General features: G+C 48.2%; 20 protein-coding genes and 2 pseudogenes. 17 read left to right on the top strand and 5 right to left on the bottom strand.

Annotation, left to right across the window (positions count from 1 at the left end; translation table 11 throughout):
- From BGK49_RS25410 to BGK49_RS05000, 5 genes and pseudogenes are all read right to left on the bottom strand, one after another.
- Positions 1-147 (bottom strand): IS1 family transposase (locus BGK49_RS25410; RefSeq protein ID WP_001393286.1); only part of this gene is annotated, 147 nt, incomplete at its 3' end.
- Positions 148-204: 57 nt separating this feature from the next.
- Positions 205-351 (bottom strand): annotated as a pseudogene (locus tag BGK49_RS31585) (cell division inhibition protein DicB); the annotation flags it as partial.
- A gap of 427 nt (positions 352-778) precedes the next feature.
- Positions 779-1,153, bottom strand: coding sequence for a hypothetical protein (locus BGK49_RS05010; protein WP_005031383.1), 375 nt, complete (start codon positions 1,151-1,153; stop codon positions 779-781).
- Positions 1,154-1,164: 11 nt separating this feature from the next.
- A complete protein-coding gene (locus BGK49_RS05005) occupies positions 1,165-1,317 on the bottom strand; it encodes a DUF1391 family protein (protein ID WP_000379596.1) in 153 nt (50 codons plus the stop codon).
- A gap of 189 nt (positions 1,318-1,506) precedes the next feature.
- Entirely contained in the window at positions 1,507-1,914 is a 408-nt protein-coding gene (locus BGK49_RS05000; protein ID WP_001003379.1) for a helix-turn-helix domain-containing protein, read from the bottom strand.
- 77 nt (positions 1,915-1,991) lie between these two features.
- On the opposite strand from BGK49_RS05000, the gene BGK49_RS04995 reads away from it, so the two are divergent.
- The 17 genes and pseudogenes from BGK49_RS04995 to BGK49_RS04920 form a co-directional block, all read left to right on the top strand.
- Entirely contained in the window at positions 1,992-2,219 is a 228-nt protein-coding gene (locus tag BGK49_RS04995) for a Cro/CI family transcriptional regulator (protein WP_000476986.1), read from the top strand.
- A complete protein-coding gene (locus BGK49_RS04990) occupies positions 2,203-2,754 on the top strand; it encodes a toxin YdaT family protein (RefSeq protein WP_000705383.1) in 552 nt (183 codons plus the stop codon). The genes BGK49_RS04995 and BGK49_RS04990 overlap by 17 nt, the downstream gene beginning before the upstream one ends.
- Positions 2,726-3,766: a DnaT-like ssDNA-binding domain-containing protein gene (locus tag BGK49_RS29050; RefSeq protein WP_000020542.1), complete on the top strand. Its 1,041-nt coding sequence runs from the start codon at positions 2,726-2,728 to the stop codon at positions 3,764-3,766. The genes BGK49_RS04990 and BGK49_RS29050 overlap by 29 nt, the downstream gene beginning before the upstream one ends.
- On the top strand, positions 3,759-4,220 hold the full coding sequence (locus BGK49_RS29045) for a replication protein P (protein WP_000139457.1): 462 nt from the start codon (positions 3,759-3,761) through the stop codon (positions 4,218-4,220). The genes BGK49_RS29050 and BGK49_RS29045 overlap by 8 nt, the downstream gene beginning before the upstream one ends.
- A 33-nt stretch (positions 4,221-4,253) precedes the next feature.
- Positions 4,254-5,024, top strand: coding sequence for a DUF1627 domain-containing protein (locus tag BGK49_RS04975; protein WP_000450707.1), 771 nt, complete (start codon positions 4,254-4,256; stop codon positions 5,022-5,024).
- A gap of 15 nt (positions 5,025-5,039) precedes the next feature.
- On the top strand, positions 5,040-5,432 hold the full coding sequence (locus tag BGK49_RS04970) for a DUF977 family protein (RefSeq protein WP_001141099.1): 393 nt from the start codon (positions 5,040-5,042) through the stop codon (positions 5,430-5,432).
- Complete coding sequence (locus BGK49_RS04965) at positions 5,429-5,725, top strand: DUF4406 domain-containing protein (RefSeq protein WP_001266130.1); 297 nt, start codon at positions 5,429-5,431, stop codon at positions 5,723-5,725. Before BGK49_RS04970 ends, BGK49_RS04965 begins: the two co-directional genes overlap by 4 nt.
- Positions 5,722-6,183, top strand: a complete 462-nt coding sequence (locus BGK49_RS04960; RefSeq protein ID WP_001209470.1) for an ead/Ea22-like family protein — start codon at positions 5,722-5,724, stop codon at positions 6,181-6,183. The genes BGK49_RS04965 and BGK49_RS04960 overlap by 4 nt, the downstream gene beginning before the upstream one ends.
- Positions 6,161-6,517 (top strand): hypothetical protein, encoded by a 357-nt coding sequence (locus tag BGK49_RS04955; RefSeq protein ID WP_000403782.1) that lies wholly within the window; start codon positions 6,161-6,163, stop codon positions 6,515-6,517. The genes BGK49_RS04960 and BGK49_RS04955 overlap by 23 nt, the downstream gene beginning before the upstream one ends.
- Positions 6,518-6,612: 95 nt before the next feature.
- Positions 6,613-6,795: a DUF7167 family protein gene (locus BGK49_RS04950; RefSeq protein ID WP_001224665.1), complete on the top strand. Its 183-nt coding sequence runs from the start codon at positions 6,613-6,615 to the stop codon at positions 6,793-6,795.
- On the top strand, positions 6,788-6,964 hold the full coding sequence (locus BGK49_RS30305) for a hypothetical protein (protein WP_000753053.1): 177 nt from the start codon (positions 6,788-6,790) through the stop codon (positions 6,962-6,964). The genes BGK49_RS04950 and BGK49_RS30305 overlap by 8 nt, the downstream gene beginning before the upstream one ends.
- Positions 6,961-7,320 (top strand): hypothetical protein, encoded by a 360-nt coding sequence (locus tag BGK49_RS04945; RefSeq protein WP_001289986.1) that lies wholly within the window; start codon positions 6,961-6,963, stop codon positions 7,318-7,320. Before BGK49_RS30305 ends, BGK49_RS04945 begins: the two co-directional genes overlap by 4 nt.
- Positions 7,321-7,536 carry a hypothetical protein gene (locus BGK49_RS04940; protein ID WP_000510389.1) on the top strand — a complete coding sequence of 72 codons (216 nt, stop codon included), beginning with the start codon at positions 7,321-7,323 and terminating at the stop codon, positions 7,534-7,536.
- Position 7,537: 1 nt separating this feature from the next.
- Positions 7,538-7,756 carry a DUF4014 family protein gene (locus BGK49_RS04935; protein WP_001142588.1) on the top strand — a complete coding sequence of 73 codons (219 nt, stop codon included), beginning with the start codon at positions 7,538-7,540 and terminating at the stop codon, positions 7,754-7,756.
- A gap of 1 nt (position 7,757) precedes the next feature.
- Positions 7,758-8,021: a hypothetical protein gene (locus BGK49_RS04930; protein ID WP_000224216.1), complete on the top strand. Its 264-nt coding sequence runs from the start codon at positions 7,758-7,760 to the stop codon at positions 8,019-8,021.
- A 10-nt stretch (positions 8,022-8,031) separates the two neighbouring features.
- Positions 8,032-8,187, top strand: a pseudogene (locus tag BGK49_RS04925) (DUF551 domain-containing protein); the annotation flags it as partial.
- 211 nt (positions 8,188-8,398) lie between these two features.
- On the top strand, positions 8,399-8,658 hold a 260-nt coding region (locus tag BGK49_RS04920; protein WP_000567716.1), incomplete at its 3' end, for a transposase.

Genomic DNA, 8,658 nt, shown 5'->3' with positions numbered 1-8,658 from the left:
TTGAGAAGCGGTGTAAGTGAACTGCAGTTGCCATGTTTTACGGCAGTGAGAGCAGAGATAGCGCTGATGTCCGGCAGTGCTTTTGCCGTTACGCACCACCCCGTCAGTAGCTGAACAGGAGGGACAGCTGATAGAAACAGAAGCCACTGGAGCACCTCAAAAACACCATCATACACTAAATCAGTAAGTTGGCAGCATCACCAAACAACCTTCAGACGTATTAACGTTTGGTAATAACGTTTCCATTATCGCGTCCTCAACAATGAATTTTGTGATGCGGTGCCTGGTGCCTCCAGGTGACGTTAACCAGTTAACAATTAACGCCGGATACAGAGAATCCACCCATAACACTGTTTTTGGTTTTAACTGTTCTGCGTGCGCTCAGCCGCATTCACCACATCACAAAATTCACTTTAAAAAGGGCGGCAGAGCAGTCACGGAGTAAAACTGATACCGCCAAACGTCACCAGAAAATTGATAACAGAGGGCGTTGCAGCGGGGTTGTCACTTAAGCGTATGGTCAACCTGACAACCCGGTGTCCTCAGCGGGGGAAGGAATAACCCCGCCATACTTACCGCCGCGCCATTTCGCGGATTGCCACAACCGGAAGCGCACGATCGAATTAAATTTAACGACGACCTATACAGAGAGACTAACTTCTCCGGGCGCTTTCGTGTTATGCCCTGACTTTTCAGGGATATATCCTTTTCAGTAAACTGTCAGTGCCGGATTCTTATCCGTGTCCGGCGCACGCACTCTACCTCACCTGTGAATAAATTAATGATTAATTGATATTTTGTTGTTTGATTCAACTTTCCCATCGGATGTGTGATGCTTTAAATCACAGGAATTAATACTGCTTGCTGTAAAATGATTTTCAAGGGGTTCTATTCGAATCCCTTTCTTTTTCATTAACAAGCCAAACCCCTTATCAATGATGTCCATTAGATCCAGGAAGTATTTTTCATGTAAATCCTGGTTATCAGAGAGCTGCTTCTCTTCGTACAGCCCGATAAAGGCTCGGCGTACGTTACCGGATATATTGTCGATGGTTTCTTTTTCTACGGTACTCAGGTCAAGAGTCGCCAGTTGAGAGCGAACCACATTCGATGCCATTTCCTGGAATGGTACTGGTAAATCTTTAAATTCCATCGTCAACCTCATCAGTCGGAGTTTCTTGCTAACCAGCGACGCGCGCCAGCTTCGGTTTTAAACGTTTTGCTTTTGGTATACGTCATGGCGGTGAATGTGCCGTCCTGGTTGGGGAGCACACCACATACCAGAGATTCGCTGTTGCCAAGATCGATAGTATCCATGCTGACCTCATTACCCCTTAACGCCGGGTAGCGGAACTGTTTGCTGAGAACACCGTGCGGTGTCTTGATGGGTGGTAATTTAGTTTTCTCATGAATGTTGGTCAAGCATTTTTAATGAGAAAACTCAACATTTAATGCAAAATAAAGCCAATACATTGAAATGTAAGGCTTTAAAATTTGTGAAGGGGGTTACTGATGTTTGTTACGTTTGCGAGCTTCTAGTAGCTCGGTGAATAGGCGATTAAAATTCTCAACGCGGGCACGGAGTTCGCTGATTTGTGCTTGCTGCTCTGATTTTGGAAGTGCGCGATACAATCGCAACATCTCCAACTCATCTTCCGATAAGTCTAAGGCGCTGTTGAGTGCTACTGGTGGATCTGGTGTTTTATCCTCGTCACCAAACAGTATCCAAGTTGGTGAACATTGCAATACCTCAGCCAGGCGATGCAAATTTTGCCCGCGCGGGGCTGTATGGTCGCTTTCCCATAGTGAAATTGATGAGCCAGATACGCCAGCGGCTTTGCTTAAATCGTTTTGACTTAAACCAACCTGTTTGCGTCTTTCTCTAATTCGTTGACCTAAAGTTTTCTCGTTCATATTTAGATATCTTAATAACCCTTGACTCGAGATTCCTTGAATGATTGCTATTGAGAAAACTCAACTTTGGAGGGGTGATGTTTAAATCAGACGTAATTAATTTTTATGGGACGAAAGCCAAAGTAGCGAAAGCTGCTGGTGTTGATCCATCTGCTGTTTCTCAATGGGGGGAACTGGTTCCTGAAGGTCGCGCGATGCGCCTGCAAGAGGCATCCGGCGGGGAACTTCAGTACGACCCCAAAGTTTATGACGAATATCGTAAGGCAAAGCGGGCGGGGCGGTTGAACAATGAAAATCACCCCTGAACAGGTTTGTGAGGCTCTGGATGCCTGGGTATGTCGACCAGGAATGACACAGGAGCAAGCGACGATATTAATCACGGAAGCATTCTGGGCTCTGAAAGAACGCCCGAACATCGATGTTCAACGCGTCACGTTTAATGATGGCGAGGTTGATCAACGGGCGCTGGGCGTTAACCGGGTGAAGATATTCGAACGCTGGAAAGCTATCGACACCAGGGATAAGCGGAAAAAATTCACGGCGCTGATTCCGGCAATTATGGAGGCTATCCGAATTAGTGATTTCAGGTTGTATCGTGAGATCAGTGATGGAAAAAGCATTACGTACATGATCGCCGGATTAAACAAAGAATATGGCGATGTGGTGGAGTCCGGGCTGCTTTTTGCGGATCCAGCTGTTGTGGAACGTGAGACTGACGAGCTTATAGAAAAAGCTATTGCTTTCAAGCATGCGTATCGTCAGCAATATCAATATTACTTTGCAGATAAACAAATGTCTGCCAGGGGTTTGTATGAGTATCGATGCACTACGATGGGCTAAAAAGGTGAAAACCGGCAGTTCATCCAGTAAGTCTGTATTGACCTGGCTTGCTGATATGTGCGGTGCCGATTTGTGTGCATACCCGTCTGTATCTGCACTGGCAGAAGTAACGGAACTAAACAAAAAGACTGTGCAGGACAGCTTACGACACCTGATGGAGATTGGGTTAATTGTTGATACCGGTGAGAGAAAAGGCAGAACAAAGCAAATTGTGGTGTACCGACTTATCGGTGTAGAAGAAAGTGTTGCCGAGCCTGAATACACCCAAAAACGGGAGTCTTTAAAGGTGGGTAAAATTGGTGCTGTTAATAAAAACAGTACCGAAAATGGTTATGTTTCAGCACAAAACAGACCCAAAAACGGAACTCTTAGCTGCATGGAAAATAACCAAAGACACCCAAATTTTCCATCAAAGACACCCAAAAACGGATCACGGAACCCAAAGGAACCCAAAGATCTAAACCCCACACATAACGCACGCGAGAGTGCTCCGACCAGTGAGCAGGAAGTTTTGTCGTTACAGGCAGCACCCCTTGTATTCCTGGATGGCCTGAGCGAACCCATCGGAAAATATCCGATGACCGATAGCTGGTATCCGTCACGGGATTTTCGACGACGGGCTGCGTTGTGGGGGATGGCTTTGCCGGAGACAGAATTTACACCTGCTGAACTTGCCGCCTTCCGGGACTACTGGGCAGCGGAGGGGAAAGTGTTTACGCAGATTCAGTGGGAGCAGAAATTCGCCCGTCACGTAAATCACGTCAGGGCGCAGGTTAAACCAGTCAGCAAGGGGGTAAACCATGCAGCAGCACCAGGTGGCACCGCATCACGGGCAGTTCAGGAAATTCGGGCAGCACGTGAGCAGTGGGAACGTGAAAACGGATTTATCAGCGACGGAAACGGTCTGGAAGCTGTGGGAACTCATGGGGGAGGTTTATTCGAACCGCTGGACCCAGAAGAACGGGGCCGCACCTTCGAAGCTCTGGATTGCACAGATTGGCGCGATGACTGAGCAGCAAATCCGACAGGTCTGCCGCCAGTGCATGGACCGCTGCCGGGCGGGTGAAACATGGCCTCCGGACCTGGCTGAGTTTGTGGCGCTGATTTCAGAAAGCGGGGCCAATCCATTTGGCCTGACGGTGGATGCTGTGATGGAGGAGTACCGCCGCTGGCGTGATGAGTCCTGGCGATATGACGGAAGCGACAAATATCCGTGGCCTCAGCCTGTGCTGTACCACATCTGCCTCGAAATGCGTACCAGAGGGATTGAGCGCCAGATGACGCAGGGTGAGTTAAAACGACTTGCGGAACGGCAACTGACGAAATGGGCAAAGCATGTTGGTAACGGGATGAGTGTTCCGCCAGTGCGACGACAACTGGAAGGGGCGAAACACCCGCAAGGGCCAACGCCAATTGAACGGCTGAAACAGGAATACGAACGCCGGAAGGCAGCTGGTTTTATTTGAATCTGAGAAACGATTTTGTCGGAGGAAATTTTAATGGAAACCGTATTTGACGCACTGAAAGCAATGGGAAAAGCCACATCGGTAGAACTGGCCGCGCGACTTGATATCAGTCGTGAAGAGGTTCTCAACGAGCTGTGGGAACTCAAAAGAAATGGCGTCGTTGATAAAACTGGTCACACCTGGTTTCTGGCTGGCGAAGGTGAATCCCGGGTAACCGAAGAGCGGCCAGTAAAATCTGAAGCACAGGATATGCTGACCGGGGAGGTCGAACAAAAAGTTACCGCAGACATGATGATTGAGTTTATCGGTCAGGATGGTGCTAAAACGTGTGAGGAACTGGCGGGTAAGTTCGGCGTCAGTACTCGCAAGGTTGCCTCCACGCTGGCGGTGGTAACCGCAACGGGGCGGCTGGCACGCGTTAATCAGAACGGTAAATTTCGTTACTGCATGCCGGGCGATAATTTACCAGCAGAGCCGAAAGCCGCGCTGGTAACGGAAAGTGATGGTAAGGCCTTTCCTCAGCCAGCAGGTGCTGCGTTACCAGTCCGGGAAGCCGCAACACAGGAAGAAATTAAAACAGAAACTGTGGCGGACATTGTGCAGCCGTTGCCATCGTTTACCGAAACGCAAGCAGATGAGCTGATTTTTCCGTCCCTTCGCAGGGCAAACCTGGCGCTGCGCAGGGCGAAAAGTGATGTTCAGAAGTGGGAGCGAGTCTGCGCCGCGCTGCGGGAGCTGAACAAGCACCGGGATATTGTTCGACAGATTACTGATTCTTCCCGCCGTGTTGTATCGGAAAAGTGATTGCCGGAGGCGCTTATGGCAAAAGTATTTACACCAGAAGAGCGGGAAGAAGTGAAGGCGCGCATTGTGGAATTCGTGCGCCTGAGCGGACGAGAAACTTTTCGACAACTGGCAGATAAAACGGGTGTCAGTAAGACCGCTATTCGTCGTTTATCTGGTGCGCTTGCGGCCAGTGGTGATGTCTGGCTCTCTGGTTGCGGGGTATTTCCATCAGAGCAGGCGTATCGCGTATGGCGTAAGACACCGGAGAAGGCTGCTGACCCGACACTGATTCGAAAGTTACCTGACGGAGAAATACGTCGTTACAACAGACGGCAGAACATAATTTGTCGTGAGTGCCGCCAGAGCGAAGTTATGCAGCGTGTGCTGGCGTTCTATCGGGGAAACTTTCAGGAGGTGATGGAGTGAGGGTCAGAGTTTATATTGCCGGTCCAATGACGGGATATGAAAATTTCAACCGTGAGGCGTTTCACAAGGCGGAAGAGGAACTGAAACGGGAAGGGCATACCGTCTTAAACCCGGCAGTACTTCCGGACGGGCTGACACAGCCGCACTACATGGATATTTGCATGGCAATGATTCGTTGTGTGGATGCGATTTACATGCTGAATGGCTGGCAGCGGTCAGCGGGCGCTAAGGCAGAGCTGGCACTGGCGGAGAAACTGGGGCATGCAGTGATTTATCAGGAGGTGGCTCAATGAGAGAGGTTAACTATGAGGCGCTTCGTGAGGCAGCACAAAACTATCAGTCGACGCTGGCGTGGTATCAGGCTATCCCGGACAGCCCAAATGCTGAACGGGATTGTGATGCGGCTCTTGCTGCGTTTAAGCGTCACATCCGTCATCGGGAAGCGGATATTATCGCTGATTTGCTGGATGGACTGGAAGAAGCAAAATCACAACTCAAAGAGCAGCGTGAGTATTACGAAGGCGTTATCTCTGATGGGAGCAAGCGTATTGCTGAACTGGAAGCGCGGGAAGTTCAATTACCGACTCGCTACGACCTTCGATATGGACACCCGATAAATGCAGATGAGCGACATGTCATGATACCTAAAGAAAATGGCAGTTGGCTTTACCTGATTGACCTAGAACACGCATTACGCGTCGCTGGCATTCGCATCAAAGGAGAGGAGCATGGAAATAAAACCAGAGGATGAGTTAAGCAATATCGTTTTATTTCCGGTAAAAGAGGATGACCCTCGTAATCAGGTTAATTTTCTTTATGAGCCATCGGAAAGACCATATTGTCATCACGCCTCTGTTCGGGTTGACGAAAAAGAGCGTCAGGTCCGCTGTAAAATCTGCGGTGCAGTTGTGGAGCCATTTGACTGGATGCTCTCTGTGGCGAAAAGAGAAACCAGACTGGCAGATGATGTAAGGCTATTGCGCCAGGAGGAACAGGAAAGGCGGAAAAATATAGAAAAGTTAATTCAGATTGAGCGTAACGCGAAAGCGCGGATATGCAGGGCGACAAAATCCAGAACTGAATAATTAAATTTAGCACTGTAAATAAAATCAAATCCTTAACCGGAGGGATTTCTGCACCCTCAGAACATCAGGAGGCCGTCCGAAAGGGCGGTAGTGAAATGCGAAAATTCAAAATAATTATTGAAACGGGAATAGCCGGTGGAGATTTCGAGGATGAATTCGAAGTGGATGATGATGCAACACCAGATGAAATACAGGATGAAGCTAAAGATATTTTCTTTAACTACTGCAATTACTCATACCACGAAATAAAAGACGAAGAGGAAGAACAAAATGGCTGATTTTGGTTCAACTAAATATAACGCCAGTTTTGAAGAATGGCATGAACTGTTAATGGATTATGCAGAGTTACGCGGTGGAAGTGCCGCTGATGCTGAAGCATGGCGTGATGATTATGAAGCAGGGAAAACACCGGTCGAAGCATATTGTGATGAGTGGGGCGATGAATGAGCGAGATTAATTATCAGGAAGGGCATGAAAAGGCAGGGCAGGCAAAACCAGTGGCATGGCGATATCGCTACGTGAAAAAAGGCGTTACAGACTTTCAGGGGAAGCAGTGGGTTGGTGACTGGAAATATGTCCCGACAAAAGAGGATTGTAACGACAGACCAAACTATGAAATTCAGGCGTTATTCACGGCCCCGCCAGCTTCGGTGACATCAGAAGGACTGGTTAAAGCTGTGCGCTTTTATGAACAGGTACGGCGTGAGGATCCGCCAGTTGAAACCGGAGCATGGAAAGACGCTATTGACTGGGTACTCAAGGAGGCCTGCCTGGTTGTAAACACGGGCATCAAAGGAGGCTGAATGGGTATTGCCGCAAGTTATACCATGCATCTCTATTGTGATTGCCGCCAGTGTACGGATGGCAAATATCAGTCGCCAGATTTTGGTGAGTATATGGGTACGTCATGGGCTGGCTGTGCAAAAGAGGCACGTAAAGATGGGTGGCGAATAAGTGCCGACAAAACGCGTGCTTTTGCGCCAGGGCATAAAATTTTGAGGAGCAACAAAGGAGAGTGATGTGCCTACATTATTCAGAAAAGAATATCCGCGAAAAAGTAGAGCGACAGAATTTTTGTTTCTCATTCTGTTTATCGTGTTGATGATACCGATATCCCCGTTAATTCTGGTATGGGGAATCGGAAAAATAATTGAGCCAGTTATTGAATTGTATAACGACGTGGTATGGGCTCCGTTCAACACACTGCACAATAAAATTAATCCGTATAAGGAAAACTGATATGGCAACTTTGACAAAAAAAGAACAGGCATGGTTGAACGAATTACAGGACGTTCTTGATCGCTGTCCATCACCGAAAAAAATTGGTTTTTACACCATTGGCGATAAAAGCATTTACCTGTATGACCTGCGCCGCATGGATGAAATCATGGAGGCTCTTGATAATCGTTCGTCAATGGATTGGTGTGTTGCTGTCCATGATATGAATGCAGGGTTTGATGAAAAGATTTTGTTCCCCTCATCAGTTGAAAGCACTGCGGGTTAAGGAGTAACACATGACCACTATTACCAAAGAACGTATTGAATTGTTCATTAAAAACCCGCTTGAAAACGGGCTTACCCGTGGTGAACAAATGGAACTGGCACGGATTGCGCTGGCATCGCTGGAAGCAGAGCCGGTTGTGTTCTGGTTTGAAAAATATCAAGAAGGGGCTACGGCATGACGACTTTTACCAGAGAGCAGTTAATAGCTCACGCAGAGGAGACTATTGAAGCACAGAGACTGTGCATACCGGGCACAATCGACCATGACATCATCCGCACATATAAGATAGACTGGCCCCCTGAATCTCCAGACAACCAGTATCACTTAAATAAGTGATAGTCTTAATACTAGTTTTTAGACTAGTCATTGGAGTACAGATGATTGATGTCTTAGGGCCGGAGAAACGCAGACGGCGTACCACACAGGAAAAGATCGCAATTGTTCAGCAGAGCTTTGAACCGGGGATGACGGTCTCCCTCGTTGCCCGGCAACATGGTGTAGCAGCCAGCCAGTTATTTCTCTGGCGTAAGCAATACCAGGAAGGAAGTCTTACTGCTGTGGCCGCCGGAGAACAGGTTGTTCCTGCCTCTGAACTTGCTGCCGCCATGAAGCAGATTAAAGAACTCCAGCGCCTGCT

Source organism: Shigella sp. FC1544 (assembly GCF_001722145.1).
GTDB classification, from domain to species: domain Bacteria; phylum Pseudomonadota; class Gammaproteobacteria; order Enterobacterales; family Enterobacteriaceae; genus Escherichia; species Escherichia coli.
The sequence above is the reverse complement of the archived record's forward strand: the minus strand, read 5'-3'. Positions and strand labels throughout refer to the sequence as shown.

Excerpts from the sequence above, each read along its gene's own strand:
- BGK49_RS05010 (WP_005031383.1), bottom strand. The coding sequence starts at position 1,153 with ATGGAATTTAAAGATTTACCAGTACCATTCCAGGAAATGGCATCGAAT.
- BGK49_RS05005 (WP_000379596.1), bottom strand. The coding sequence starts at position 1,317 with ATGGATACTATCGATCTTGGCAACAGCGAATCTCTGGTATGTGGTGTG.
- BGK49_RS05000 (WP_001003379.1), bottom strand. The coding sequence starts at position 1,914 with ATGAACGAGAAAACTTTAGGTCAACGAATTAGAGAAAGACGCAAACAG.
- BGK49_RS04995 (WP_000476986.1), top strand. The coding sequence starts at position 1,992 with ATGTTTAAATCAGACGTAATTAATTTTTATGGGACGAAAGCCAAAGTA.
- BGK49_RS04990 (WP_000705383.1), top strand. The coding sequence starts at position 2,203 with ATGAAAATCACCCCTGAACAGGTTTGTGAGGCTCTGGATGCCTGGGTA.
- BGK49_RS29050 (WP_000020542.1), top strand. The coding sequence starts at position 2,726 with ATGAGTATCGATGCACTACGATGGGCTAAAAAGGTGAAAACCGGCAGT.
- BGK49_RS29045 (WP_000139457.1), top strand. The coding sequence starts at position 3,759 with ATGACTGAGCAGCAAATCCGACAGGTCTGCCGCCAGTGCATGGACCGC.
- BGK49_RS04975 (WP_000450707.1), top strand. The coding sequence starts at position 4,254 with ATGGAAACCGTATTTGACGCACTGAAAGCAATGGGAAAAGCCACATCG.
- BGK49_RS04970 (WP_001141099.1), top strand. The coding sequence starts at position 5,040 with ATGGCAAAAGTATTTACACCAGAAGAGCGGGAAGAAGTGAAGGCGCGC.
- BGK49_RS04960 (WP_001209470.1), top strand. The coding sequence starts at position 5,722 with ATGAGAGAGGTTAACTATGAGGCGCTTCGTGAGGCAGCACAAAACTAT.
- BGK49_RS04955 (WP_000403782.1), top strand. The coding sequence starts at position 6,161 with ATGGAAATAAAACCAGAGGATGAGTTAAGCAATATCGTTTTATTTCCG.
- BGK49_RS04950 (WP_001224665.1), top strand. The coding sequence starts at position 6,613 with ATGCGAAAATTCAAAATAATTATTGAAACGGGAATAGCCGGTGGAGAT.
- BGK49_RS30305 (WP_000753053.1), top strand. The coding sequence starts at position 6,788 with ATGGCTGATTTTGGTTCAACTAAATATAACGCCAGTTTTGAAGAATGG.
- BGK49_RS04945 (WP_001289986.1), top strand. The coding sequence starts at position 6,961 with ATGAGCGAGATTAATTATCAGGAAGGGCATGAAAAGGCAGGGCAGGCA.
- BGK49_RS04940 (WP_000510389.1), top strand. The coding sequence starts at position 7,321 with ATGGGTATTGCCGCAAGTTATACCATGCATCTCTATTGTGATTGCCGC.
- BGK49_RS04930 (WP_000224216.1), top strand. The coding sequence starts at position 7,758 with ATGGCAACTTTGACAAAAAAAGAACAGGCATGGTTGAACGAATTACAG.